Origin of the sequence: Archangium primigenium, from assembly GCF_016904885.1 — a bacterium.
In the GTDB taxonomy this organism is placed as follows: Bacteria; Myxococcota; Myxococcia; order Myxococcales; family Myxococcaceae; genus Cystobacter; species Cystobacter primigenius.
The window spans coordinates 2,820,574-2,846,008 of the sequence record NZ_JADWYI010000001.1 but is presented as its reverse complement, the minus strand read 5'-3'; the positions used below and the strand labels follow the sequence as shown (position 1 = coordinate 2,846,008).

The 25,435-nt window shown below is 70.6% G+C and carries 25 protein-coding genes; 7 read left to right on the top strand and 18 right to left on the bottom strand.

Annotated elements, in window-relative coordinates:
- Positions 1 to 10: 10 nt before the first annotated feature.
- The 15 genes from I3V78_RS12160 to mraZ form a co-directional block, all read right to left on the bottom strand.
- Positions 11 to 865 (bottom strand): cell division protein FtsQ/DivIB, encoded by an 855-nt coding sequence (locus I3V78_RS12160; RefSeq protein WP_204487294.1) that lies wholly within the window; start codon positions 863 to 865, stop codon positions 11 to 13.
- A gap of 127 nt (positions 866 to 992) precedes the next feature.
- Positions 993 to 1,937: a D-alanine--D-alanine ligase gene (locus tag I3V78_RS12155; RefSeq protein WP_204487292.1), complete on the bottom strand. Its 945-nt coding sequence runs from the start codon at positions 1,935 to 1,937 to the stop codon at positions 993 to 995.
- A complete protein-coding gene (gene murB, locus I3V78_RS12150; protein ID WP_204487289.1) occupies positions 1,934 to 2,866 on the bottom strand; it encodes a UDP-N-acetylmuramate dehydrogenase in 933 nt (310 codons plus the stop codon). Before murB ends, I3V78_RS12155 begins: the two co-directional genes overlap by 4 nt.
- A gap of 6 nt (positions 2,867 to 2,872) precedes the next feature.
- Positions 2,873 to 4,303, bottom strand: coding sequence for a UDP-N-acetylmuramate--L-alanine ligase (murC, locus tag I3V78_RS12145; protein WP_204487287.1), 1,431 nt, complete (start codon positions 4,301 to 4,303; stop codon positions 2,873 to 2,875).
- 6 nt (positions 4,304 to 4,309) lie between these two features.
- Entirely contained in the window at positions 4,310 to 5,515 is a 1,206-nt protein-coding gene (murG, locus tag I3V78_RS12140; protein ID WP_204487285.1) for an undecaprenyldiphospho-muramoylpentapeptide beta-N-acetylglucosaminyltransferase, read from the bottom strand.
- Positions 5,512 to 6,684: a putative lipid II flippase FtsW gene (gene ftsW / locus I3V78_RS12135; RefSeq protein ID WP_204487282.1), complete on the bottom strand. Its 1,173-nt coding sequence runs from the start codon at positions 6,682 to 6,684 to the stop codon at positions 5,512 to 5,514. The genes murG and ftsW overlap by 4 nt, the downstream gene beginning before the upstream one ends.
- Before the next feature lie 4 nt (positions 6,685 to 6,688).
- Positions 6,689 to 8,068, bottom strand: coding sequence for a UDP-N-acetylmuramoyl-L-alanine--D-glutamate ligase (gene murD / locus I3V78_RS12130; RefSeq protein ID WP_204487280.1), 1,380 nt, complete (start codon positions 8,066 to 8,068; stop codon positions 6,689 to 6,691).
- 24 nt (positions 8,069 to 8,092) lie between these two features.
- Complete coding sequence (gene mraY / locus I3V78_RS12125; RefSeq protein ID WP_204487277.1) at positions 8,093 to 9,274, bottom strand: phospho-N-acetylmuramoyl-pentapeptide-transferase; 1,182 nt, start codon at positions 9,272 to 9,274, stop codon at positions 8,093 to 8,095.
- A 1-nt stretch (position 9,275) separates the two neighbouring features.
- The gene (locus tag I3V78_RS12120; protein WP_204487275.1) at positions 9,276 to 10,673 is read right to left on the bottom strand and encodes a UDP-N-acetylmuramoyl-tripeptide--D-alanyl-D-alanine ligase; all 1,398 of its coding nucleotides are present in this window, start codon (positions 10,671 to 10,673) and stop codon (positions 9,276 to 9,278) included.
- Positions 10,674 to 10,697: 24 nt separating this feature from the next.
- Complete coding sequence (locus I3V78_RS12115) at positions 10,698 to 12,221, bottom strand: UDP-N-acetylmuramoyl-L-alanyl-D-glutamate--2,6-diaminopimelate ligase (protein WP_204487272.1); 1,524 nt, start codon at positions 12,219 to 12,221, stop codon at positions 10,698 to 10,700.
- Between the two features lie 51 nt (positions 12,222 to 12,272).
- On the bottom strand, positions 12,273 to 14,279 hold the full coding sequence (locus I3V78_RS12110; protein ID WP_204487270.1) for a penicillin-binding transpeptidase domain-containing protein: 2,007 nt from the start codon (positions 14,277 to 14,279) through the stop codon (positions 12,273 to 12,275).
- Positions 14,280 to 14,289: 10 nt separating this feature from the next.
- On the bottom strand, positions 14,290 to 14,682 hold the full coding sequence (gene ftsL, locus I3V78_RS12105; RefSeq protein ID WP_204496602.1) for a cell division protein FtsL: 393 nt from the start codon (positions 14,680 to 14,682) through the stop codon (positions 14,290 to 14,292).
- 29 nt (positions 14,683 to 14,711) lie between these two features.
- Entirely contained in the window at positions 14,712 to 15,620 is a 909-nt protein-coding gene (gene rsmH / locus I3V78_RS12100) for a 16S rRNA (cytosine(1402)-N(4))-methyltransferase RsmH (protein WP_204487268.1), read from the bottom strand.
- Positions 15,621 to 15,624: 4 nt separating this feature from the next.
- Complete coding sequence (locus tag I3V78_RS12095; protein WP_204487266.1) at positions 15,625 to 16,002, bottom strand: STAS domain-containing protein; 378 nt, start codon at positions 16,000 to 16,002, stop codon at positions 15,625 to 15,627.
- A 47-nt stretch (positions 16,003 to 16,049) separates the two neighbouring features.
- Positions 16,050 to 16,499, bottom strand: coding sequence for a division/cell wall cluster transcriptional repressor MraZ (gene mraZ / locus I3V78_RS12090; protein WP_204487263.1), 450 nt, complete (start codon positions 16,497 to 16,499; stop codon positions 16,050 to 16,052).
- A 228-nt stretch (positions 16,500 to 16,727) separates the two neighbouring features.
- Between mraZ and I3V78_RS12085 the strand changes: the two genes are divergently transcribed.
- The 7 genes from I3V78_RS12085 (at position 16,728) to I3V78_RS12055 (ending at position 23,420) form a co-directional block, all read left to right on the top strand.
- A complete protein-coding gene (locus I3V78_RS12085; RefSeq protein ID WP_204487261.1) occupies positions 16,728 to 17,336 on the top strand; it encodes a hypothetical protein in 609 nt (202 codons plus the stop codon).
- A 68-nt stretch (positions 17,337 to 17,404) separates the two neighbouring features.
- A complete protein-coding gene (locus I3V78_RS12080) occupies positions 17,405 to 18,139 on the top strand; it encodes a PilZ domain-containing protein (RefSeq protein WP_239576393.1) in 735 nt (244 codons plus the stop codon).
- 198 nt (positions 18,140 to 18,337) lie between these two features.
- Positions 18,338 to 19,378 carry a CarD family transcriptional regulator gene (locus I3V78_RS12075; RefSeq protein WP_204487259.1) on the top strand — a complete coding sequence of 347 codons (1,041 nt, stop codon included), beginning with the start codon at positions 18,338 to 18,340 and terminating at the stop codon, positions 19,376 to 19,378.
- 42 nt (positions 19,379 to 19,420) lie between these two features.
- Positions 19,421 to 19,933 (top strand): hypothetical protein, encoded by a 513-nt coding sequence (locus I3V78_RS12070; RefSeq protein WP_204487257.1) that lies wholly within the window; start codon positions 19,421 to 19,423, stop codon positions 19,931 to 19,933.
- Positions 19,920 to 20,867, top strand: coding sequence for a hypothetical protein (locus tag I3V78_RS12065; RefSeq protein ID WP_204487255.1), 948 nt, complete (start codon positions 19,920 to 19,922; stop codon positions 20,865 to 20,867). The genes I3V78_RS12070 and I3V78_RS12065 overlap by 14 nt, the downstream gene beginning before the upstream one ends.
- Positions 20,864 to 22,699, top strand: a complete 1,836-nt coding sequence (locus tag I3V78_RS12060) for an ArnT family glycosyltransferase (protein ID WP_204487253.1) — start codon at positions 20,864 to 20,866, stop codon at positions 22,697 to 22,699. The genes I3V78_RS12065 and I3V78_RS12060 overlap by 4 nt, the downstream gene beginning before the upstream one ends.
- A 148-nt stretch (positions 22,700 to 22,847) precedes the next feature.
- On the top strand, positions 22,848 to 23,420 hold the full coding sequence (locus I3V78_RS12055; protein ID WP_204487251.1) for a hypothetical protein: 573 nt from the start codon (positions 22,848 to 22,850) through the stop codon (positions 23,418 to 23,420).
- Between the two features lie 30 nt (positions 23,421 to 23,450).
- On the opposite strand, the gene I3V78_RS12050 is transcribed toward I3V78_RS12055, so the two are convergent.
- From I3V78_RS12050 to I3V78_RS12040, 3 genes are all read right to left on the bottom strand, one after another.
- Positions 23,451 to 23,813 (bottom strand): response regulator, encoded by a 363-nt coding sequence (locus tag I3V78_RS12050; protein WP_204487249.1) that lies wholly within the window; start codon positions 23,811 to 23,813, stop codon positions 23,451 to 23,453.
- Positions 23,810 to 24,145 carry a helix-turn-helix domain-containing protein gene (locus tag I3V78_RS12045; RefSeq protein WP_204487247.1) on the bottom strand — a complete coding sequence of 112 codons (336 nt, stop codon included), beginning with the start codon at positions 24,143 to 24,145 and terminating at the stop codon, positions 23,810 to 23,812. The genes I3V78_RS12050 and I3V78_RS12045 overlap by 4 nt, the downstream gene beginning before the upstream one ends.
- A gap of 102 nt (positions 24,146 to 24,247) precedes the next feature.
- On the bottom strand, positions 24,248 to 25,432 hold the full coding sequence (locus I3V78_RS12040; protein ID WP_204487245.1) for an iron-containing alcohol dehydrogenase: 1,185 nt from the start codon (positions 25,430 to 25,432) through the stop codon (positions 24,248 to 24,250).
- Positions 25,433 to 25,435 lie beyond the last annotated feature (3 nt).

The following is a 25,435-nucleotide window of genomic DNA, read 5'->3' as shown; positions in this document are numbered from 1 at the left end:
GCGCGATCGTCTACCGCGACGAGGCCCCGGTCCTCTCGGAGACGGGGCTCGACAACTTCACCGCCACCCAGCCGGGCCGAGCCCGGTTCTCCAGGTGGATGACCTCCGCGGACAAGCCGCGGGTCTTCAATTCCTCACGCACGCGCACGAGCTTCTTCAGCTTGGCGTCCGTGTCCCCCTGCCCCAACAACACTTCCGTCCCGTCCGCCAGCACCAACACCATGCCCCCGGCCCCGATGCGCACCTCGCTCAGCCGGTCGCGCTTGCCGGGCTGCGTGGCCGCGTGGGCCTCGAGCACCGCGAGCGCCTCGCGCAGCCGCTCGCGCGTGCGCGTCTCGTCCGTCAGGTACGCCTCGCGCTCCACGCCGGTGATGAGCACCAGGTCCAACCCGTCCCCGGGCTGCAGCCGCTTGAAGGGCTCGCCCTGGTCATCCAGCAGGTACAGGTCGCTGAGCACCGCGAGCGCCGCGGGCACGTGCTCCGTCACCTCCACGGACACGCTGGAGGGGAAGTGCCGCCGCACCTCCACCTGGCGCACCCAGGGGTGGGTGTCCATGGCGCGCTCGAGCGCCCCCACGTCCAGGGACCACAGGTTCTGTCCCACCGTGAGCCCGGACAGCTTGAGCAGCTCACCGGCCCCCGCGCGCTGCAGCCCGCTGAACGACGTCTCCTTGAGCAGGAAGAAGGGCGAGGTGAGCGCCCAGCGCCGCAGCTCGATGGAGCCCCACACCAGGGCGCATGTCAGACCGGTCAGGAGAATGGCCTTCGCGACGCCGGGCCCGTGCGTGCGCACGGCGCCCTTCATCGCCTCTTTCTTCTGGGCGGCGTCCTGATGACGCCGATTCTTGGACTGACCGAATGCCATGGTGCGTGGGTGGCGCATGCTGCGCGCGGTTGGATCTCCATGCCAGTTTTTCGCTACAGGCACGTCGCTGTAGTCCGGCGCCCTTCGTGCAAGGGGCCGGCACGTTGACTTCCGAGAGGCGCCGAAATCAGGCCTTGACAGTGGCTCCCTGCAGCAAGCGCTCGCAGAGCGCGGGGAAGTCGATGCCCTGGCCCGCGGCGATCTTCGGCAGCAGGCTGGACTCCGTCATGCCCGGCAACGTGTTGGTCTCCAACAGGTAGACGTCTCCGGCGGGCGTCAGGATGACGTCCGAGCGCGAGCCGCCACTGCACCCCAGGGCCTTGTGGGCGCCCAGGCACACCTCGTTCACCCGGGCGTACTGCTCGGGCGGCAGGGGCGCGGGGAAGAGGTACTGGGTGGTGCCGCCGGACTGGTACTTGGCCTGGTAGTCGTAGAACTCCCGCGCGGCGACGACCTCGATGACGCCCAGGGCCTCGTTGTCCAGCACGCCGCCCTGCACCTCGCGGCCCTTGATGTACTGCTCCACGAGGATGGTGCCCGCGCGCCCGGCCACGTCCTCCACGGCGGCGAGGTACGCCTCGCGCGTCTTGCACAGGTGCACGCCCACGCTGCTGCCCTCGCGCGAGGGCTTGACCACGGCGGGCAGGCCGAAGGGCAGCGAGTCCACGGCCGCCAGGGCCTCCTCCTTGGAGGCGAAGGCGCGGTAGGGCGGCGTGGGGATGCCGTGGGCGATGAAGATCTGCTTGGCGAAGACCTTGTCCATGCCCAGGGACGAGGCCAGCACGCCGCTGCCCGTGTAGGGGATGTCGAGGCACTCGAGCAGGCCCTGCACGCACCCGTCCTCGCCATAGCGGCCGTGCAGGGCGATGAAGGCGACGTCCACCTTCTCCGCGGCCAGACGGGCGGCCAGGTCGCGGCCCACGTCGATCTCCACCACGTCGTAGCCCAGGCCCCGCAGGGCCTTGGACACGGCGGCGCCCGAGCGCAGCGACACGTCGCGCTCGGAGGACAGACCTCCGAGCAACACACCGACCCGCTTGCGCTTCAGCTCGTCCTTGGACAGGGTGCTCATGGCAGGAAGACTCCCACGCGCTTGACTTCGGGTTGTAGCTCGACGCCCCGCTCCTCGCGCACGCGCGTCTGCATGAGGGTGAGGAGGGAGAGGACATCGCGGGCGGTGGCGCCGCCCAGGTTGACGATCCAGTTGGCGTGCAGGAGCGACACCTGCGCGCGGCCGATGACATGGCCCTTGAGCTGCACGGTCTCGATGAGCCGTCCGGCGAAATCCCCGGGGGGATTGGTGAAGACGCTGCCGAAGTTGGGCTGGCTCAGGGGCTGGGAGCGCTTGCGGTAGGCGAGGTCCTCGTCCATCACCCGCTTGGACGTGACGAGGTCCCCCTTGGGCAGGAGGAAGCGCACGCGCGTGACCACGCCGCCCGGCGGCAATTCCGAGTGGCGGTAGCGGTGCGGAATCTCCGCGCGGGACAGCCACCCCACCCCGTCCGCGGTGGCCACCTCCACGGCCTCCACCACGCGGAAGCACTCGCCGTTCTTGGTGCCCGCGTTCATGGTGACCGCGCCCCCGAGCGTGCCCGGAATGCCGGCGAGGAACTCCGCGCCCACGAGCCCGTGCGCGCGCATCTGGTTGCACAGCCGCACGATGGCCGCGCCCGCGCCCAGCGTGAGCCGACCCTCGGACTCGCCCAGCTCGGCCTGCTCGGGGAACAGGTCCCCCGGCAGCTTCACGGTGAGGCCCGGAATGCCGCCGTCCCCCACGAGCGTGTTGGCGCCGCCACCGAGCACGGTGAAGGGCACGCCCTCCTCGCGCGCCAGGCGCAGCAGGGCCACCAGGGCGTCGGGGGAGCGCGGGCGCACGAGCGCCTCGGCGGGGCCGCCCACGCGCACGCTGGTGAGGGGCGCGAGCGGCGCGTCCGCGCTCACGTCACAGCCGGACAGGCGCCCCACCCGCTCGGGCAGGGACGAGGAGAAGACGGCGGCCATGGCGTCCTAGTCGCCCTTCCCCAGGCCGTGTTGCTTGAGCAGCTCGACGAGTTCGGGACCCACCTGGGTGATGTCGCCCGCGCCGAGCGTCACCACCAGGTCCCCCTCGCGCAGCCGGGGCAGCAGGGCGCGCGCCAGGTCCGTGCGCTTCTCCACGAAGGTGACGTCGCGGTGGCCGTGCTCGCGGATGGCCTCGGCCAGGGCGTCGGCGGTGGCGCCCGGAATGGGCTCCTCGCCGGCGGCGTAGACGCTGCATACGAAGAGCGCGTCCGCGTCGTTGAAGGAGGTGGCGAACTCCTTGAACAGCTCGTGGGTGCGCGTGTAGCGGTGCGGCTGGAAGGCCACCACCAGCCGCCGGCCGAAGGCGCGCCGGGCGCCCGCGAGCGTGGCCTGCACCTCGGTGGGGTGGTGTCCGTAGTCGTCCACCACGGTGACGCCCGCCACCTCGCCGCGCACGGTGAAGCGCCGCTGCACGCCGCCGAACTCGGCCAGCGCGTCGCGCACCACGTCCAGCGGCACGTCCATCTCCTCGGCCGCGGCGATGACGGCCAGGGCGTTGAGGGCGTTGTGCGCGCCCACCATGCGCACGCGGAACTCCCCGAGCGGCTCGTCGCGCCGGAAGGCCTCGAAGCGCGTGGTGAAGCCCTCGAGCCGCACGCCCTCCAGCCGGTAGTCCGCCATGTGCGAGCTGCCGTAGGTGACGAAGCGCTTCTCCAGGTGGGGCAGGAGCGACTGGACGTTGGGGTTGTCCAGGCAGAGCACGTTGAGGCCGTAGAAGGGCACGCGGTTGCAGAAGGAGGTGAAGGCCTCCTTGAGCTTGTCCAGCGTGCCGTAGTGGTCCATGTGCTCCGGGTCGATGTTGGTGACGATGGAGATGGACGGGTGCAGGTGCAGGAAGCTGCCGTCGCTCTCGTCGGCCTCCACCACCATGAGCTCGCTCTTGCCGAGCTTGGCGTTGGAGTCGAGCACGTTCACCTTGCCGCCCACCACCGCCGTGGGATCCAGCCCCGCGGCGGACAGCACCGTGGCCACCATGGAGGTGGTGGTCGTCTTGCCGTGGCTGCCCGCGACGGCGACGGCGTACTTGAGCCGCATGAGCTCCGCGAGCATCTCCGCGCGGGGGATGACGGGAATCTTGCGCTGGCGCGCGGTGATGACCTCGGGGTTGTCCTTGCGCACCGCCGAGGAGATGACGACCACGTCCGCGTGCACGAGGTTGTCCGCGCGGTGGCCCTCGAAGAGCGTGGCGCCCAGGCGACCGAGCCGCCGGGTGATGTCACTCGCCTTGAGGTCCGAGCCGGACACGCGGTAGCCGAGGTTGAGCAGCACCTCGGCGATGCCGCTCATGCCGATGCCGCCAATGCCCACGAAGTGCACGTGCGCGGCATGACGCGTCTTGAAGAGGCTCGTGGTCCTGGCGGGGCGCTGAGTCGTCACGAAGGTCTACTCTCCTCGAGCCTGCTTTTCGTTGCCATCCGTCGGCTTGCCGCCACCGTCGGTTTTCTTCTTGGGCGGGGGCTTGGCGCGGGGATCCTCCCCCCGGGCCTCGGCGCGCCCGTCCGGACCGTACTTCTTCACCATCAGGTCCACGAGCACGTCGGCCAGCTCCTTGGCGGCCTCGGGACGGCCGAGCAGACCCGCCTTCTTCTCCATCTGCCGCAGCCGCTCCGGCTCGTCCTTGAGGCGGCGGATCTCCGCGGCCAGCTTCTCCCCGGTGAGCCCCGCCTCGCGGAACATGAGCGCGGCGCCCGCGGACACCATCTCCTGGGCGTTGACGGCCTGGTGGTCGTCCGTGGCGAAGGGGAAAGGGATGAGGATGCTGGCCTTCTTGGCCACCATCAGCTCGGCGAGCGTGGTGGCGCCCGCGCGGCACACGACGAGCGAGGCCTCGGCGTAGGCGCTGGACATGTCGTCGATGAATTCCACCACCTGGGCCTCGAAGCCCCGGGCCGCGTAGCCCTGGCGCACGGACTCCAGGTCGTTCTTGCCCGTCTGGTGGACGATGCGCAGCTGGCCCTTGAGGTCGCCCAGGTGGTCCAGGGCGTCGAGCATGCGCTGGTTGATGCCGCGCGCGCCCAGGCTGCCGCCGAAGACGAGCAGGGAGAAGGTGTCCTGGGCCACGTGCGCGAGCAGGAAGTTGTCCATCAGCTTGCGGCGGATGGGGTTGCCCACGAGCTGCACCTTGCGGGCGGGAAAGAAGGCCCCCGCCCCCGCGAACGCGGTGAAGACGACGCGCGCGAAGCGGCCGAGCACCTTGTTGGTGAGGCCCGGCAGCGCGTTCTGCTCCTGGATGGCGGTGGGAATGCCCATCAGCGCCGCCACGAGCACCACCGGCCCGCTCGAGTAGCCGCCCACCCCCACCACCACGTCCGGCTTGTGCTCGCGCAGGATGCGGAAGGACTCGAACAGGGCCAGGGGCAAGAGGAAGATGCCCTTGAGCAGGCCGACCAGCCCCTTGCCCTTGAGCCCCTGGGCGCGGATGGTCTCCAGGGGGTAGCCCTCGCGGGGCACCACCCGGGCCTCCAGGCCGCGCTCGGTGCCCACGAACACCACCTTGTTGGCGTGGTGCCGCGTCACCACCTCCTCGGCCAGGGCGATGCCCGGGTAGAGATGACCGCCCGTACCGCCACCCGCGATGAGCACCTTCACGCCGCCACCTCCCTCAAGTCACCACCGGTGCGCGTCACGCGGGCCCCACCCACGGGCTGCGCGCTGGCACTGAGCGAGAGCAATACACCGGCCGCCCCCATCAACACCACCAGGGAAGAGCCCCCGTAGGAGACGAACGGCAGGGTCAGGCCCTTGGTCGGCAGCAAGCCCATGGCCACGCACATGTTCACCGTGGCCTGGAAGGCGATGATGGAGGTGATGCCCAGCCCCAGGTAGGTGCCGAACACCTCCGGCGCCGCGAGGCTCGCCCGGACGCCGCGCCAGATGATGACGGCGTAGAGCGCCACCAGCACCCCCACCCCGAGCAGGCCCAGCTCCTCGCCGATGATGGCGAAGATGAAGTCCGTGTGCGCCTCGGGCAGGAAGAAGAGCTTCTGCCGCCCATCGCCCAGCCCCAGCCCGGTGAGGCCGCCGGAGCCGATGGACATGAGGGACTCGGCCACCTGGTAGCCGATGTCGTGCCGGTGGGCCCACGGATCCAGGAAGGCCAGCACGCGCTTCATCCGGTAGGGGCTCGTGGCGATGGCCGCGTAGGCCAGGGGCAGCGCCAGGAGCACCGAGCCCACCAGGTAGCTCAGCTTGGTGCCCGCGGCGAAGAGCAGCGCGAACAGGAGGAACACCAACAACACCGAGCTGCCGAAGTCCGGCTGGAGCATGCACAGCCCCACCAGCAGGCCACACAGCAAGAGGTGCGGCAGGAAGCCCACGGAGAACGACGCCACCTTCTCGCGCTTCTTGGCCAGCGAGTAGGACAGGTAGACGACCCAGGCGAACTTGGCCACCTCGGCCGGCTGCAGGCCGAAGCCCGGCAGGCGGATCCACCGGCGCGCGCCGCCCACCGTGGTGCCGATGCCGGGGATGAGCACCAGCACGAGCAGCACCAGCGTCACCAGCAAGAGCGGATAGGCGAGCCGCGCCAGGCGCCGCCAGCCCACCTTCATGCCCACCGCCATCGCCACCACGCCCATGCCCACCGCCATGAGCTGGCGGTTGAGGAAGTAGAAGCTGTCGCCCAGCTTGTCCTCCGCCATGACGGCGCTGGCCGAGTACACCATCACCAGGCCCAGCGACACGAGGGACAACACGGCACACAACAGCAGCGCGTCGAACCGCACGGGGGCGGCGGACACGGAAGCAGCGGCCTTCATGGGATCAGAGTTCCCCTACGAGGCGCTTGAAGGTGTCGCCCCGGTGCTCGAAGTTCTGGAACTGATCATAGGACGCACATGCGGGTGACAAAAGAATGGTGTCTCCCGCCCGCGCCAGCGCACGGGCTTGACGCACGGCTTCCTCGAGCGTTCCACAGGCGTGCACGGGCGCCACCCCGGTGTAGGCCTCGGCGAGCAGGGGCGCGTCCTGACCGATGGTCAGCACCGCCTTCACCTTGCCCCGCCCCTCCTCCACCATGGGCGCGTACGGCGCGCCCTTGCCCTTGCCCCCGGCGATGAGCACCACATCCCGGGAAAACGCGCGCAACGCCACCAGCACCGAATCCACGTTGGTGGCCTTGGAGTCGTTCACCCACTCCACGCCCTCCAGCACGCGCACGCTCTCCAGCCGGTGCGGCAGGCCCGGGTAGCGGTCGAGCCCCGCCTGCACCGCCGCGTGGGGCACGCCGCCGAGCCGGGCCAGGAGCGCCGCCGCCATGGCGTTCTGTGTGTTGTGGCCGCCGCGCAGCGCGCGGTTGGTGAGCGTGAAGGCCTCGCCCGGCTCTCCCACGCCCTCGAAGAGGAAGCCTCCGGGCCGGGCCACCGCGAGCCCCACGAGCCGCGGCGCGTCCGCCACCGGCTGACCCGTGAGGCTGAAGCCGTAGACGCGGCCGGGCGCGGACTCGGCCAGCCGCATCACGTCCGCGTCATCCGCGTTGACCACCACGAAGTCCGCGTCCCGCTGCGCGCGCCAGATGCGGGCCTTGGCCGCGCCGTAGGCCGCGTGGTCCGCGTACCGGTCGATGTGGTCCGGCGTGAGGTTGAGCAGCGCGGCGCCCCGGGGCCGCAGCGTGTCGATGCCCTCGAGCTGGAAGCTGGACAGCTCCACCACCAGCGCGTCCCAGCCCTCGGGCGTCAGGGCCGCCTCGGTGAAGGGACGGCCGAGGTTGCCACCCACGAACGTGCGTCCACCGCCCTGGGCGAACAGCTCGCCGGTGAGCGCCGTGGTGGTGCTCTTGCCGTTGGTGCCGGTGATGCCGAAGAGCGGCACGTGCGCGAGGAAGCGTCCGGCCAGCTCCACCTCGCCCCACACGGGCACGCCCGCGCGCCGCGCGGCCTGGAGCTCCGGCAGCGCGAGCGGCACCCCGGGGCTCACCACCACCAGCTGGTGCGCCTCGAGCAGGCCCGGCGCGGGCGGCGCGGTGACGAGCGTGACACCCAGGTACTGGAGCTCGCGCGCCGTGGCGCCCAGGGCCTCCGGGGAGCGGGCGTCGACGGCCGTCACCCGCGCGCCCTTCTCCACGAGCAGACGGATGGCGGCCACGCCGCTCTTGGCCAGGCCGTACACGGCCACCTTCGAGTCCCGCAGCAAGTCGGGCGTCATGCGCGCCAGGCTCCTTCGTCGCGACTAGCGCAACTTGAGTGACAGCAGGGCCACGCCACCACAGAGGATGGCGACGATCCAGAAGCGCACGATGATCTTCGGCTCGGCGATTCCCTTGAGCTCGAAGTGGTGGTGCACGGGCGCCATCTTGAAGACGCGCTTGCCGGTGAGCTTGAAGGAGGTCACCTGGATCATCACGCTGAGGATCTCCGCGAAGAAGACCCCGTGGATGATGGCGGAGACGACCTCGTTCTTGGACAGCACGGCGAGGCCACCGAGCGCCCCGCCCAGCGCGAGCGAGCCGATGTCGCCCATGAAGACGGAGGCCGGGTAGGCGTTGAACCAGAGGAAGGAGATGCCCGCGCCCACGATGCTGGCGCAGAAGATGGACAGCTCCGCGCCGCCGGGCACCTGGGGCACGCCGAGGTAGCGCCACAGGGGAATGCCCACCAGCCGCGCCGCGCCATCCACCGTCTCCACGTCCGACAGGCGGATGGAGGAGCCCGCCACGTAGCAGAGCACCGCGAAGGTGCTGGCGGCGATGATGGTGGGCATGATGGCCAGGCCATCCAGGCCGTCGGTGATGTTGACGGCGTTGGAGGTGCCCACCACGACGAACCACGCGAAGAACACGTAGAACCAGCCGAAGTCCGGGTTGAAGCGGTGCGTGGGCACGAAGGGCAGCGTGAGCCGCGTGTCGATGAGCAGCCGGGGCCCGGTGAAGGCCCCATCCGGCCCCGACCACGTGCACATGAAGCCGAACACGGCCACGAGGAAGAAGACGGTCTGCAGGACCATCTTGTAGCGGCCCGCGAGGCCCTTGGAGTTGCGCTTGGACAGCTTGAGCCAGTCGTCCAGGAAGCCGATGAAGCCGTAGCCGAGCGTGAGCAGCAGGGCCGCCCACACCGCGCGGCTGCGCAGGTCCGCGAAGATGATGGTGCCCACGGCGATGCACAGGAGGATGAGCGCGCCCCCCATGGTGGGCGTGCCCTTCTTCTTCTTGTGCGTGTCCGGGGTGTGCTCGCGCACGTTGCTCTGCCCGTGCTGCTTGAGCCGCAGGGCCTCGATGAGCCGGGGACCCACGAACATGCCCAGCAGCAGCGAGGCCACGCCCGCGGCGATGATGCGGAAGGTGGGGTAGCGCAGGAAGTTGAGCAGCCGCCCCGAGTCCGTGTCCTTGAGCCACTCGTACAGGAGGATGAGCACCCTAGTGTCCCCCCGCCGCCGACGTCACGCCGGTGAGACCCGCCACCACGCGCTCCAGCCGCATGCCACGGCTCGCCTTGACCAGCACCACGTCTCCCGCCTTGAGCTTGGGCTGGAGCCACGCCAACAGGGGCTCCACCTCGGTGAAATGGGCGGCCCGCTCGCCCAGGCCCGCCGCGCCCAGGCCCTCGCGCGAGCGCGGCCCGAAAAACGCCACCAGCTCCGCCCGGCCGGACGCGAGCACGCCCAGCCGCGCATGCTCCTCCAGCTCCCCGGGCCCGAGCTCCAGCATGTCGCCGAGCACCGCCACCGCCCGACCGCCCTCACCCACCAGCGAGCGGAGCGTGTCCAGCGCGGCGCCCATGGAGGCCGGGTTGGCGTTGTAGCAGTCGTCCACCACGGTGACGCCGTGCGGGGCGTCCACCACGTTGAGCCGACGCGCGTACGGCCGCGCCCGCTCCAGTCCTTCCACGCACGCCTCGGGCGCGTAGCCCAGCGCCACCGCCAGGGCGAAGGCGCCCGTGGCGTTGAGCGCGTTGTGCTCGCCCACGAAGCCCAGCCGCACCGGCCAGTCCTGGCCCTGGCAGCGCACCGTCATGTCCAGACCCTGACGGCCCCGGGGCTCCACGCGCACGAGCCGCACCTGGGCCTCGGCGTGCCGCCCGAACGTCAGCTGACGGGCCCGGCTCCGCGCCGCCTGGGCGGCGATGAGCGCGTCGTCCAGGTTCACCACCGCCACGGACTCGGGCGGCAGCTCGCGGAACATCTCGCCCTCGGCCTCGGCCACGCCCTCGAGGCTGCCCAGGCCCTCGAGGTGCTCGGGCTGCACCACGGTGATGACGGCCGCGTCCGGGCGCGCCACCCGCGTGAGCCGCGTCATCTCCCCGGGCTGGTTCATGCCCAGCTCCACCACCGCCGCCACGTGCGTGGGCTCCAGGCGGAAGAGCGTGAGGGGCAGGCCAATCTCGTTGTTGAAGTTGCCTTCCGTCTTCAGCGCGGGGCCGCGCGTGGAGAGGATGGCGCCCACCATTTCCTTGGTGGTCGTCTTGCCGTTGGAGCCCCCGACCGCGCCCACCGGAATCCGGAAGCGCTCGCGCCAGGCACGCCCCAGGGCGCCGAGCGCCTGGAGCGTGTCCTCCACCTCATAGAGCGTGAAGCCCTCGGGGAGCGGGGGCAAGGCCCGGCCACGCTTGACCACCGCGCCGCCGGCCCCCGCCTGGGCCGCTTGAGCCAGGAAGTCGTGTGCATCGAAGCGCTCGCCCTGCAGCGCCACGAAGAGACACCCGGGCGCGAGCGCCCGCGTGTCCGTGCAGACGGCCTGGAACTCCGCCGCCGGTGCGCCGCGCCGGATGGCTCCGGTCGCGCGCACCACCTGCTCATCCGAGAATGTCACGGCCATGGAAGGGAGGCTCGCGCGCCAGGGCTACGGGGTGCGGATGGCGAGCACCCGCGCCGCCACCTCGCGGTCATCGAAGGCGCGCTTCTCGCTCCCGATGGTCTGGGACGTCTCGTGCCCCTTGCCCGCGATGAGGACCACGTCGTCCTCCTTGGCCAGCGAGATGGCCGTCTCGATGGCGGCCTTGCGGTCCGTCTCCACGAGGTAGCCCTTCTCGCCGCTCTTGGCCTTGCCCGCGGAGATGCGGCGCAGGCCGCCCTTCTCCATGCCCGGCGTCACCTGGGCGATGATGTCCTCGGGGTTCTCGTTGCGCGGGTTGTCGCTCGTGAGGATGGACAGGTCGGCACCCTCGGCCGCCGCGGCGCCCATGAGGGGCCGCTTGCCGGGATCGCGCTCGCCGCCGCAGCCGAACACCACGATGACCCGGCCCTTGGCCATGGCCCGCGCCGCCTCCAGCGCGCGCTTGAGGGCGTCATCCGTGTGCGCGTAGTCCACGAGCACCGCGGGCGCGCCCGCCGGGGGACCGTGGTTCTCCACGCGCTCCATGCGCCCGGCCACGCCGGCCATGCGCTCGATGCCCGTCTGCACGTCCTTGCGCCGCGCGAAGCCCGCGCCGAGCGCCAGGCCGGCCGCCGCCAGGATGTTCTCCAGGTTGTGCCCGCCGAGCAGCCGGCTCTTCACCGGGATGTCACCCGCGGGCGTCTTGAGCGTGCCCTGGATGCCCTTGAGCGTGAACTCCACGCCCGCGCAGGAGATCTCCCCGTTGCCCTGGCGGCTGAACTTCCACGCCATGCGCTTCTGGCCGCGCAGCTCGGTGTAGATGCGCGTGGCGTAGGTGTCGTCGCCGTTGACCACCGCCACGCCGCTCTGGGAGAGGTTCTCCACGAACAGCTTGCGCTTGGCCTGGAAGTACTCCTCCAGGTCCTTGTGGTAGTCGAGGTGGTCGCGCGTGAGGTTGGTGAAGGCGGCGGCCTTGAAGGTGATGCCGTGCACGCGCTCCTGCAAGAGCGCGTGGCTGGACACCTCCATCACCACCGTCTCCACGCCCGCGTCCACCATCTGGCGGAGGATGCGGTGCAGCTCCAAGGGCTCGGGCGTGGTGTGGGCGGTGGGATGCGTCTCGCCGTTGAACTTGTAGCCCAGCGTGCCAATCACGCCCGTGGACGTGTAGGCCGCGGCGGCCATGGCCTCGAGCAGATAGCTCGTGGTCGTCTTGCCATTGGTGCCCGTGACGGCCAGCACGGAGAGCTGATCCGCGGGGCGGCCGTAGAAGTTGGCGGCGATGAGCGCCAGGGCCTTCCGGGCGTTGGACACCTTGAAGTAAGGGACCTGCGAGGACAGCGGCTTCTCCGACACCACCGCCACGGCACCGCGAGACACGGCTTCACCCACGAACTGGGCGCCGTCCTCCTTCGTGCCAGGCACGGCGACGAACAGGTCACCCGGCTTCACCTTGCGCGAGTCCTGCGACACCCCCGTCACATCGACCGGGGTCCGGCCGCCCGAGGTCTGCTCGGCACCACACCCTGCGAGGACATCCGTCAGCTTCATCTTTTCCCCTTCACAAATACCGCGCGACGGCCGGACCTCGGCGCCACGGCCTCATTGCCGCGTCGCCAGTTCCAGCGTCACCCGCGCACCCTTCTCCACCAGCGAACCGGCGGCGGGAGTCTGCGCTACCACGCGTCCACTACCTGACAATTGTGGCTCCAGGGCCGCGGAGAGCAGCTTCGTCACCGCCTCGCGTCCTGCCTGACCCATGACATCCGGAACGCGGACGGAGCCCGGCTCCACGTTCTCGGTGACGACCTCTTCCACCACGGCCCGCGCCGCCACCGCCTTGGCCGCGGGAGCCGGCACGGCCGCCGCCAACACGGCGGAGGACGGCAACGGCACCTCCCGCGAAGGCGGGACGGCCAAGTGCGCCATGGCGGCGGTAGCTATTTCCTTGAATGCGGGAGCGGCCACGGTTCCCCCGTACACGTCTGTTTTCGGCTCGTCCACAATCACGAGGATGACCGCGCGCGGATTTTCGGCAGGCAACACGCCGACGAAGGAAGCGATGCGCTTGTCCGAGTACCCTCCAGCCACGGGGTCCACCTTCTGGGCGGTGCCTGTCTTGCCCGCCACGCGGTAATCTTCCATGGCCGCCTTCGTCGCGGTTCCCCCCTTGACCACCACGCTCTCGAGCATGGATACCACCGTGCGGGCCGTCTGGGGGGAAATGACACGCCGGACCTCGGTGGGACGGTTCTCCAGCAACACCACCCCGTCCGGGTCCACCACCTTGGACACCAGGTAGGGCCGCATCAGCACGCCGCCGTTGGCCAGCGCGCTCCAGGCCGCCGCCATCTGCACGGCGGTGGCCGTCATGCCCTGGCCGAAGGCCTGGGTCGCCAGGGACACTTCCGCCTTGGGAAAGGGGATGGCGCCCCGGCTCTCGCCGGGCAGGGACAGGCCCGTGCGCTCGCCGAAGCCGAAGTCCCGGTAGCTCTTCACGAAGCGCTCGCGGCCGAGCAGCTGGGCGATCTTCGCCGAGCAGATGTTGGAGGACACCTGCAGCACGCCCTTCGGGGTGAGCCAGCCGTGCTCGTGGGTGTCGTGGATGGTGTGCTTGCCCACGCGCCAGGAGCCGTTCTCGCAGAAGAAGGAGTCCTCGGGCTTGATGACCTTCTGTTCCAGGGCGGCCGCCACGACGAAGGACTTCATCGTCGAGCCCGGCTCGATGGCGTCCAGCGCGGCGCGGTTGCGCATGCCGGCGCGCGCCTGCTTCTCCGGGGCGTTGGGGTTGAAGCGCGGCTCGTTGGCGATGGCGAGCAGCTCCCCGGTGAGCGGATCCATCACGATGGCCATGCCGGCGGTGGCCTGGGCGTCCACCACCGCGCGCGAGAGCGCCTTCTCGGCCACGTATTGCAGGTGCCGATCCAGGGTGAGCGTCACGGTGGCGCCCTGGCGATCCTGGGTGTCCGGCGCGCCCGTCATCAGCAGCTTGCGGCCCTTGGCGTCCCGGAAGCCCGACAGGCGCGAGTTCTGGCCGGACAGCTCGTCCTCGAAGGCCATCTCCAGGCCCTCGAGGCCGTGGCCATCCAGGCCCACCATGCCCACCACGTGCGCGCCCAGCTCCCGCTGGGGATAGAAGCGCTTGGGCTCCTTGGTGAAGCCGAACCCCGGCAGCCCCAGGGCCTTGACCGCCTCCACCTCGCGCGGCGTCACCTGGCGCTTGACCCAGGCGAAGCGCCGGCCCCGGGTGAGCCGGTTGAGCACGTCGTTCGGGTCGAGCTTGAGCGTGCGGGCCAGCGCGCGCGCCGTGTCCTTCACGTCCGGCAGCAGGGAGGGATCCACCCAGATGGAGTCCACCTCCACGCTCTGGGCCAGGGGCGAGCCGCGCCGATCGAAGATGTCCCCGCGCCGGGCGGGAATCTCGATCTGCCGCACGTACTGATCCTGGGCCATGCCGCGCAGCTTGTCGCGCTCGACGACCTGCAGGAACACGGCGCGGCCAAAGGCGGCCATCAGCAGACAGACGAAGAAGCCGGCCAGCAGCTTCACGCGCAGCCGCATCCACTGGGTGTTGGGCTCGGGAGCCCGCGTGGTCTTGAAGTCCCTCACGCCCGCCTCCTCAGAGTGCTCCGCCGCGCTCCGCCACGCGCACCACCGGGGCGCTTCGGGCCTGAACGGGACGCTTGCCACCGGACTCGGGCAGGGCGATGACGGCCGGGCCCGCGGGCATGGCCATGCCCAGCTTCTCGCGCGCGAGCCGCTCCAGGCGCGCTGGGTTCTTGAGCGTGGCCAGCTCCAGCTTGAGCCGATCATTCTCGCGCGTGAGGTCCCGCCCCTCCGCCTCGGCCTTGGAGAGCCGGTAGCCCATGTCCACCACCAGCACCCGGCTCGTCACGTGGAGGATGCCCACCCCGGCGAACAGTCCGAAGAGCAGCACCGCGGGCAAGAGGTGCAGGAACACCCGGCCCACCGACGCGCCATTGGGACCCAGGGCCCGGGCGGTCCCGCCCATCCCTCGCGACGACATGAACTTGCTGCGGCTCATCGAATCCTCTCCACCACGCGCAGGTGCGCGCTACGGGCACGGGGGTTGGCGGCGATTTCGTCGTCCGAGGGCGCGAGCGCCTTGCGCGTCACCAGGGTGAAGTCCCCCTGGCCACCACACACGCACACCGGGAGGCCCGGCGGGCATTTGCACCCACCCACCAGGTCCCGGAAGGTCTCCTTCACCTTGCGGTCCTCCAGCGAGTGGAACGAGATGACGGCGGCGCGGCCCCCCACCTTGAGCAGGCGCGGCAGCGCGGCCAGCAGCGACTCCAGGGACTCCAGCTCCTGATTCACCGCCATGCGCAGCGCCTGGAAGGTGCGCGTGGCCACGTGGATCTTCTGGGGCCAGGCCTTGCGCGGCACCGCGCGCTTGACGGCCTCGGCGGCCTCCAGGGTGCGCGCGGGCAGGGCGCGCTTGAGCTCGCGGGCGATGGGCCGGGCGAAGGGCTCCTCGCCGTACTCGCGCAGCACCTGCACGAGCTGCGCCTCGTCCTCCTCGTCGATGAGCTCCGCGGCGGTGCGGCCCGTGTCGCCCATGCGCATGTCCAGCGGCCCGTCCTTCTGGAAGGAGAAGCCCCGCTCGGCCACGTCCAGCTGCGGCGAGGACACGCCCAGGTCCACCAGCACGCCGTCCACGGGCAGCACGTCCGCGGCCACCGTGAGCAGCTCACTGAAGTTGCCCTGACGGGCCTCGAAGGCGGACGCGTCCGTGAGCCGGGCCCGCGCGGCCGCGAGCGCCACGGGATCCCGATCCACGCCGAGCACCCGCGCGCCCCGGGCGAGCAGGGCCGCCGAGTGCCCGCCCCCACCGAGCGTGCCGTCGATGATCACCTTGCCCGCGCCCGGTTGGAGGACATCCACCGCCTCGCGCAGGAGGACGGTCTGGTGGCCGAAGTCAGCCAAGGCGTCAGACGAACGGAGCGCGCGAGAGCGCGAAGGCGGCCCGGGCGTCGTTCATGTGCGGGTAGAGCTCGAAGCTGTCATGCGCTCCGGCGGCCCGGAAGATGGCGGCCAGGTAGGGCGACAGGCCCGACAGCTTGATGTCCCCGCCGGCCTTGCGGAAGGCGTCGGCGCGCGCCAACAGGGGCTTGACGCCGCGGTAGTCCAGGTGGCTCACGTCGCTGAAGTCCAGCACGGCGTTGCGCAGGCCGCGCTGCATGCGCAGCGCCAGGTCCTCGCACACCTGGACGAGATCCCGCTCCAGCAGCTCCCCCTCGAGCATGAGCGTCTCCACCCGGCCACTGGAGACCGCGCGGATGCCCTGCGCTTCGGCTACCTGGTTCATGTCGCCACCTTCCCGGCTTTCCCGCATCACGTCGAACTTCTGGTCCGCTACTGGCGCAGCTCGGTGAGCACGCGCATCACGTCCGCGCTGGAGGCTTCCTTGCGGGCCTCCTCCTGGGCACGCGCCCAGCCCTCGCGACTCCACAGCTCGATCACCTTCACCATCCCCGCCCACACCACGTCCTTGTCCAACCCCGCGTGCGCTCGCAGCGACGGGGGGATCACCAACCGCCCCAGCTTGTCGAGGGGGCACTCCTGCGCGCTCGCCACGTAGAGCCGCATCAACGTCTTCACCCCGGGCTCCAGGGGGTTGCGGCGGGCGAGCGCCACCTCCAACTGCTCCCACTCGCGCACCGGATAGGCGTGCAGACAGGGATCGAGCGCCGTCGTGACGATGAGGCGCTCGTCGTAGCCCCCCACGAGCGTCTCGCGCAGCCGTGACGGGAGGCTCGTGCGCCCCTTCGCGTCGATCTGGTGCTCGTAGACGCCTCGGAACACGCGGAAGCAACCACCTTGTCAGCCCGGCCGATCCCCATCACGCCACTCCTTGCCACTCCGATCCACTTCGGGCGGCGGAAAATACGCGCGGCCCCCTACCCGGTCAAGAAATGCAACAGGCCCGTACAGACCCGTGTCGCATTGACCCCGCGCGAGGCCCTCTGTCATGACGCGCCTCGCGAGCGGCCCCGGGCAGCACGCCGCCGCGACACGACGAAAGGTGCACACATGACGCGTTCGATTCGTCCGCTGGTGGTCTCCGCGCTGGCCCTGGGTCTGTCCGCTTGTGGAGGCGCGAAGCTCGGAGGAGGCAAGGACGGGGCCGCCCAGGCCGTGTTCCAGCTCTCGCAGGCGCCGGGCCGGGGCCACAACACGACGGGCCAGGCGCTCATCTCGCGGGCGATGGCCAGCGGCGCCACCTCCGGGTTCACGCTCAGCGCCACGTGCTTCCACGGCGGCACGGCCCACCTGGAGTTGACGACCGAGGGCGGCCCGGGCGGCGGACTGTTCACCTATTCCGTCACCTACGACGCGTGCAACGAGGACGGGCGCAACGAGTTCAACGGCACCCTGAAGACCTCCATGGGCCTGAACCTGGAGCCGGACCTCATGGGCCTGGGCTTCGCCATCGCCCACAAGGGCCGGGTGAGCATCGACGGGGAGATCTCCGACACGCTCGACGTGGACGTGAAGCTCACCATGGACGTGTCGGCCACCGCGACGCACGCCGGCAGCGTGAAGCTGGTGTTCGACGGCACCATCCAGACGTCCGAGGCGACGTACGTCTACAAGAAGGAGGCCCTCTCCCTCCACGTCGGCGAGCTGCCCAAGGCCTGAGTGCCCGCTCGCCGGACGAGACGAGGAACGGGGCGGGCACGAAAGAGGCCCGCTCCGGATTTTGCCGTATGCTTCCCGGCATGAGCGAGAGCGGCACGAAGCAGACCCTCGGCGAGGTGCGCCTCAAGGTGGCCTACAAGAAGCCCGAGGATCTGCTGAGTGAGTACACACGCAGCATCGGTCGGGGGGGTGTGACGCTGCACACCCAGAAGAGCCTTCCGGTGGGCACGCGGTTCGTCTTCGAGTTGCACAACCCGGGCCTCACCAAGCCCGTGGAGGTGCTGGGCGAGGTGGTGCGCTCGACGCCCCAGCCCGGTGACCGCTACCTGCTCACCGTGAAGTACGACCCGGGTCAGGACCGGGGCGGCCTGGACACGGTGCTCCAGCGCATCTTCGATCTCCAGGAGTACGAGAAGCTGCGCCGCCATGCGCGCATCCCCTTGAACCTGCCGGCCTCCGAGGAGGAGACGCCCTTCGCCCCGCTCTTCTTCGTGCGCGACCTGTCGCGCGGCGGCGTGGGCCTGGAGGTGGAAGCCCCCGCCCTGCCCACCACGGTGAAGGTCGGCATGCCCTTCCTCCTGGAGATGGAGCTGTCGCTCGGCACGCTCATGCTGCATGGCGAGGTGGCCTGGACGTCCGCGGGCGGCGCCGAGGTGCTGCCCTCCTTCGGCGTCAACTTCGGCACCCTGCGCCAGGACACCGTGGAGCGGCTGGAGAAGCTGCTCACCCTGGCCGCCATGCCCCCGCCGCCCTGGCGCGCCCGCATCTGCTTCGGCATCGACGCCGTGATGCGCATGCCCTGAGTCCTCCTCCAAGCGTTCGCGAGCCAACGCTCGGCCTGTAGCGGCCTGTAGCACCGGGCCCTCCCGGAAAGGGGACACCCGCTCGTCCGCACGGCCGCACAAGAGGGGAACGGAAATCCCCGGCGGTAAGTCGTGGCATCGGCGAAGGGTTATGTTACGACCTGCGCCGCTCTCTTACTCTCCGACGATGAGGGGGACATGCCAGAAGGCTCCGCGTCACTCCAGCTCTCGGTTGGCGACCGGGTGGTCTACCCCAACCAGGGGGTCTGCCGGGTCTCGGCCATCGACGTCAAAGAAGTGGCCGGTCAGAAGCTCACGTTCGTCACGATGCGCCGGGAAGAAGACGGGGCCGTGGTGATGGTGCCTCAGGCCAAGGTGCTCTCCATCGGCGTGCGCAAGGTCGCGGGCGGCGAGGACGTGACCCAGGTCTTCGACTTCCTCCGCTCCGACAGCGACAAGGCGGACCTGGACTGGAAGCAGCGCGCCCGCACCAACCTGGATCGCATGACCCAGGGCGGGCTGCTCGGTCTGGCCGAGGTCGTCAAGGGCCTGCAGGTGCTCAGCGAGCTGCGGCCCCTGCCCACCAAGGAGCGCGAGCTCTACGACAACGCCCGGCACCTGCTGGTGTCCGAGCTGGCCGCGGCGCTCAACATCTCCGAGGCCAACGCCGAGGACTCCCTCGACGTGGTCCTCTTCCCGCCCGGCCGCGAGCGGCCCAAGCGCACCGCCGCCGAGTTCAAGACCCGCGGCGAGGGCGACGAGGATCTCGGCCTGGACGCGGACCTGCTCGGGCTGGACGGCGACCTGGACCTGCCTCCGGACGAGGAGGAGCCCGCCGAGGAGGAGGAGTCCTCCGAGGAAGAGGGCGGCGAGGGCGGCGAGGACTCCGACGAGGAGGGCGAGCCCAAGGCCAAGAAGGCCGCGGCGTCCGGCGACGGCGACGCGCCCAAGAAGCGCGGCCGTCCGCCCAAGCCCAAGCCCGAGGGCGCCGAGGCCGCTCCCGCCGCGCCCAAGAAGCGCGGCCGTCCGCCCAAGCCCAAGCCCGAGGGCGCCGAGGCCGCTCCCGCCGCGCCCAAGAAGCGCGGCCGTCCGCCCAAGCCCAAGCCCGAGGGTGCCGAGGCCGCCGCCGCCGCGCCCAAGAAGCGCGGCCGTCCGCCCAAGGCCCGGCCCAACGAGGCCGAGGACACCGAGGCCGAGCCCGAGGCCGACCTGGACGAGGACTTCGAGTCCGATGAGTGACGTCCCCCGGGACCGCGTGTCCCGTCTCCGAGGAGACCCGCCGTGATTCGCGTCGTGACGCTGGATTCCTTCGACGAAAAGCAGACCGCCAAGCTCTGCCAGGCGCTCTACACGGCGTTTGGCGTGGGCAGCGAGCACTCCGGCCAGAAGGAGGTGCCCCCGGGCATGTCCGAGCCCCTGGACGCGGAGCAGCTCATCAAGGACATCAAGGGCGTGCGCGCCTACGAGGACGACAAGGTCCTCTTCATCACCTCGCGCAAGCTCAAGGAGCGCGAGTTGCCCGGCGGCAAGGCGCCCACCACCGGCTACGCCCTGTACAACCAGAACCGGGCCATCATCACCACGCACGGGCACAAGGACTTCGAGGCGGCCTTCAAGCCCATCGCCCGCAACGCGCTGCAGCAGATTGGCCACCTGTGGGGCCTGCACCACTGCCTGGATCCGCGCTGCGCGATGTACCCGCCCTGGACGCCGTCCTTCAACACGGGTGAGCCCTCCTTCTGCAGCTTCTGCCGCGAGAAGAGCGAGCAGAAGCTCCGCCTTGCCAAGTCCTAGGTCGCCGTCGCGCGCCCTCCCCCTGGTGGAGCTGGGAGGGCTGCTGCTCGTCGCCCTCGCCTGTCTCGTGTTCCAGCTGCGGCTGCCGGGCCTGTTCCCCTCGGAGCAGGACTACCGCGCCGTAGCCGGCTGGCTGAGCGCCGAGGCCCGCCCGGGGGACGCGGTGCTGCTCTTTCCCTGGTGGACGGAGCGCGCCCGGCTCTACCTGCCTTCCCAGACGCCCGTATACGGCTACCTCGGCTCGGACGCGGATGACCTGGACGCCCACCCGCGCGTCTGGGTGCTCGGACAGCCCGGCCTGCCGCGCGCCGACGCGGCCGGCTTCCAGGCCGCGTTCCTCCCCGGACGCACCGCCGTGGGCGCCCCCCGCCAGGCCGGGCCCCTGACGCTCACGCTGTACACGAACGGCCGTCACCAGCCCCGGCGCTTCGTGGCCTCGGAGGCCCATGCCCGGGCCCGCGTCTACCTGGAGTCTCCGGACGGCACCCGCACGGACTGCCCCTTCGATGGCCGGGCGCACCGATGCCTGGGCGCCTCCCACCTGTACGTGGCCCCCGAGTGGCACGAGCTGCGCTACCAGCCCCGCCACTGCCTGTGGATGCACCCGCCCGGGGGGCCCCAGCGGCTCGTGGCCGAGTTCGATGGCGTGCCCGCGGGCACGGAGTGGCGGCTCGAGGGGGGCCTCATCTTCGAGTTCGCCGCCGCCCACGCGCCCCACCTGAGCATCACCCACCTGGGCGTGGAGGAGGCCCGGAGCCAGGCGCCCGCGCTGTCCATCGCCATTCCCCCGGGGCTCGAGGGCGTGCAGAAGGTCTCGCGCCAGGTGCCTCCGGGCGAGCCCCGTACGCTCAAGCTCTGGGTCCAGGCGGACAACCCGGAGACGCGCCAGGTGTGCCTGGACCTGCTCGCGCTCGGCCCCCGGGAGGGCGCATGACGACCCGAGGCCGCGCCGCGACCCGCCCGGAGAAGCTCATCGCCCTGGGCTTGTGGGCGCTCGCCTTCTGCGCGCTGTGGGCCACCGAGTCCGCCGTGGGCTTCACCCGCGACGAGAGCTTCTACTTCCACGCCGCGCGGGACTACGCGCGCTGGTTCCAGCAGCTCGTGCACGAGCCCGGGCGGGCCCTCACCGACGCGGCCATCGTGCGCGCCTGGGACTACAACCACGAGCACCCGGCGTTGATGAAGACGCTCTTCGGGCTGTCGCACCTGCTCTTCCACGACACACTCGGGTGGCTGCGCCCCGCCGCGGCCTTCCGCCTGCCGGCCTTTGCCCTGGCGGCGCTCATCCCCGCCCTCGCCTTCCTGCTGGGCAGCGCGGTGTTCAGCCGCGCCGCGGGCCTCTTCGCCGCCCTCTCCTTCCTGCTCGTGCCGCGCCAGTATTTCAACGCGGAGCTGGCGTGCTTCGACATGCCCATCGCGGCCATGTGGCTGCTCGTGGTCTACGCCTTCTGGCGCGCGCTGGAGGATCGCCACTGGGGCGTGCTGTGCGGCGTCTTCTTCGGGCTGGCCGTGGCCACCAAGCACAACGCCCTCTTCCTGCCCTTCACCCTGGCGCCCTTCGCCCTGTGGCGCGCGTGGACGAGCAGCGAGGGGCAGCCCGTGGCGCGCACCGCCCTATGGCGGGTGGTGGGGCTGTTCGGCGCCGTGGCGGTGCTCTACGCGCTGCTCCTCGTGAGCCTCGGGCCCGAGGGCTTCCAGCGGAAGTTCTTCCTGCTCAGCCCCCACACCCTGCTGTTCGTCGTGCTCGCCGTGGGCGCCCTGGGCCTGCTGCACGTGCTCCACGCGACGCACCCCACGACCGCGCTCGCCCTGCTGCCCCTGGCCACCATGGCCACGTTCGGCCCGGTCGTCTTCTACCTGCACTGGCCCTACCTCTGGCACGCGCCGGTGGACCGCACGGCCTGGTACCTCGTCTTCCACGCCACCCACAACCACTACGCCTGGTTCTACCTGGGCACGCTCATGCGCGAGCCGCCCTTCCCGTGGAGCTACGTGGTCGTGAAGACGGCGCTCACCGTGCCCACCAGCCTCTTCGTGCCCATGGTGACGGGCGGGCTCGTGCTCGCCGCGCGCGCGCTCCTGGGCCTCGCGGCCCGCACCCGCGCCTGGGTGACGCCCCTCACGCTCGCCGAGGGGCTGGTGGGGCTGCACGCCATCGCCGCCCTGCTCATCATCAGCCCGCCGAGCGTGCCGCACTTCGGCGGCGTGAAGCACTGGCTGCCCTCGATGCCGTTCCTGGGCCTGCTCGCGGGCGTGGCCGTGTGCCGGGGGTGCGCGGCGCTCGTCGAGACGCTCCGCGCGCGCTGGCCTCGCCTGCCCTTTTCCGCCGTGGCCGCGCCCGTGTTCGCCGCGGTGCTGCTGCCCGCGCTGCTCGCGCTCGTGCGCGTGTTCCCCTACGGCACGAGCTACTACTCGGAGCTCGCCGGCGGCATTCCGGGCGCCGCCTCCCTGGGCATGCAGCGCCAGTTCTGGTCGAGCAACGTGACGGCCGTGCTGCCGTGGATCAACGCGCACGCGCCGCGCAACGCCCGCCTCTTCCTGCACGAGGTGACGGGCTTCGCCTTCCAGGACTACCAGCGAGAGGGCCTGCTGCGCGCCGACTTGCGCCCGGCGGGCCTCGGTGACTCGGACGTCGCGGCCTACCAGTACCACCAGGAGTTCCGCGAGCACGAGTTCGCCCTCTGGCAGGCCTACGGCACCCGCACGCCCGTCACCGGGCTCTACCTGGACGAGGCGCCCCAGGTCATCGTCTACCAGCGGCCCTGAGCCCGCCCCGAGCGCGCTTCCCCACGGCCCCCCGCCATGACGCGAGGCGTCTGTTCACGCGCGGACGGGCAGGCGTCTCGTGCACGAAACGTCTGGCGTCCGAGAACGGGTATTCCCAGAATCGGGACAACCAGCACCAGGAGGGCGCATGACGCGGTGGATGTGGGCCATGATGACGGTGGCACTGGGGACAGCGGGCTGCCAGCAGGAGCAGAAGTCCGCGCTGCCCTCCCGTGCGGAGCTCAAGACGCTGAGTGGGTCCACGGTGGAGATCATCCCCAAGGAGGGCCAGTACCCCTACTGCCTGCTCTACACGGTGTCCGAGAAAGGGGTCATCCGGCAGCTGACGATGACGCGCGAGAACCGCTCCATCCGATGCGAGCCCGGCAAGCGCATCTACAACTCCAGCTTCCGGGTGCCCGTGGAGGAAGGCAAGGTGCGCATCTACGTCTTCTTCTCGGACCAGCGCGTCCAGGCGGGCTCGCTGGCGCAGCAGCTCTACGACTTGCGCGACAAGCCGCGGGTGACGGCCATGGACTTCCGCATGCCGGGCTCGGTGGCGGTGGAGATGCTGGAGTTCACGCCCCAGGCGGGCGGGGACGCGGTGCCCAACGCCGTGGTGGGCACGACGGAGCTCAACGACGTGCCCGAGGGCGCGGAGCCCGAGGCCGACGAGCCCGGCATGCAGCTGGCCGCACCGGACGCGGGCATTCAACCCTGACGCGGCGTCCCGGGCTCCCCTCGGGGAGCCTCAGGGCGCTCGGGCCAGCGCATGCACCAGATCCACGAGATCGAACAGCTCGAAGGGCTTGCGCAGCGAGGCCGTGAGATCGGCGTGCTTCACTTCCGCGCCGCTCATGGCCACCAGCGGCACCCGCTCGAGCGCGGGAATGGCCCGCAGCCGCTGGATGAACTCATCCCCGCTCAGCCGGGGCATGAAGAAGTCGAGAAGCACGAGGGAGGGCTTCCCTCCGGCGGACACCCAGTCGAGCGCGGCCACACCATCCGCCGCGCACACGACCTGGAAGCCCTCCTCGATGAGCAACTCCTCGATGACCGTTCGCAAGTCGAGTTCATCCTCGACCAGCAGCACGACGCGGGGTGTTCCCGTCATTTCTCCTCGAACATCGCATGAATGACCCGCCAGGCCAACTGGACTTCGCGCCCGGACAGGCGCCCGAGGAAGTCACACAGCTCCGCGACCCGATCGGGCTTCTCCCGGCCGAAGCCGTGAAACAGCGTCTTCAAGGACAGGTCCAGACCGCCCGACAGCTTGTTGAGGGTTTCAAGAGAAGGAGAGAACCCGCCGCGCTCGATGCGCCGGATGGCATCGACGGACAGCGCACTGCGCTCGGCGAGTTGCTCCTGCGTCAGTTTACGTGAATTCCGGAGGCGCTTCACATGGCTACCGAACCGCCCCGAAAGGATGGCTTTCTCATTGTCCATAAGCGCGACCGGTAATCTTGTGGCCACCGAGCGCGCTGTGAAGTGAGTATGTTCGGGGTTGGAACGTGCATTGCCTCCGGGTCCCAGTCCCGTCGGTTTGACCTAATACGATTCGCGGATCATCGCGAGTAGGTCTTCCTGGGTGCAAGGGCGAGGATTGCCCCGATGGGAGGCGTCCTGGAAGGCCTTGTCGGCGATGCGCTCCAGGTCCTTCTCCTGCACGCCCACGTCGCGCAGACGTGTCGGAATGCCAACGGTCTGGTTGAGCTTGCGCACGCGCTCCACGGCGTTGGCGGCGAGCACCTCCTCGCGCGCGTTGGAGGAGTCCCCCATGGCCTGGGCCACGCGGGCCATGCGCGCGGTGCACACCGGCCGGTTGAACTCCATCACCACGGGCAGCACGATGGCGTTGGCCAGACCGTGGTGGACGCCGGAGGTGGGCGTGAGCGCATGCGCCAGGGCGTGGCAGGCGCCGAGCCCCTTCTGGAAGGCCATGGCGCCCTGGAAGGCGGCCACCATCATGTCCGTGCGCGCCAGCAGGTTCTTGCCGTCACTCACGGCCAGGGGCAGCGAGCGCGCCACACGGGCGATGCCGTCGATGGACACCGCGTCCGCCAGCGGGTGGAAGCCGTTGGACAGGTAGGCCTCCAGGCAGTGGGTGAAGGCGTCCATGCCCGTGGCCGCGGTGGGCCCGGGCGGCAGCCCCAGGGTGAGCTCCGGGTCGCAGATGGCCGCCTTGGGCATGAGGAACGGGCTGAAGATGACCGTCTTGCGGCCCGTGTCCGACAGCGTGGCCACGCCCGAGCGGCTCACCTCCGAGCCCGTGCCCGCGGTGGTGGGGATGGCGATGAGCGGCGGCATGTTGTCGCGCACGTACTGGTCGCCGCCCGTGGCGTCGTCGTAGCGCGACAGGGGCGGCTCGTGCGTGACGAGCACCTGCACGAGCTTGGCCGCGTCCAGCGGGCTGCCACCGCCAATGGCGATGATGCCGTCGCAGCCCCCGGCGCGGTACGCCTCCAGGCCCGCGAAGGCATCGTGCTCGGTGGGGTCGGGCTTGACCTGCTCGAAGGCGACATACGCCACGCCCGCGCCCTTGAGCACGTCGTACAGCCGCTGCGCGAGCCCGGCCTTCACCACGCCTCCGTCCGTCACCACCAACGGACGCTTCATGTTCAGCCGGGACACCTGCGCGGGCACGCGCTGCAGCGCCCCGGCCCCGAAGACGATCTTCGTGGGCCAGGACATCTCGGTGATGCGCGGCTCGCTCGGCAAGTCGAAGGGTTTCATTGC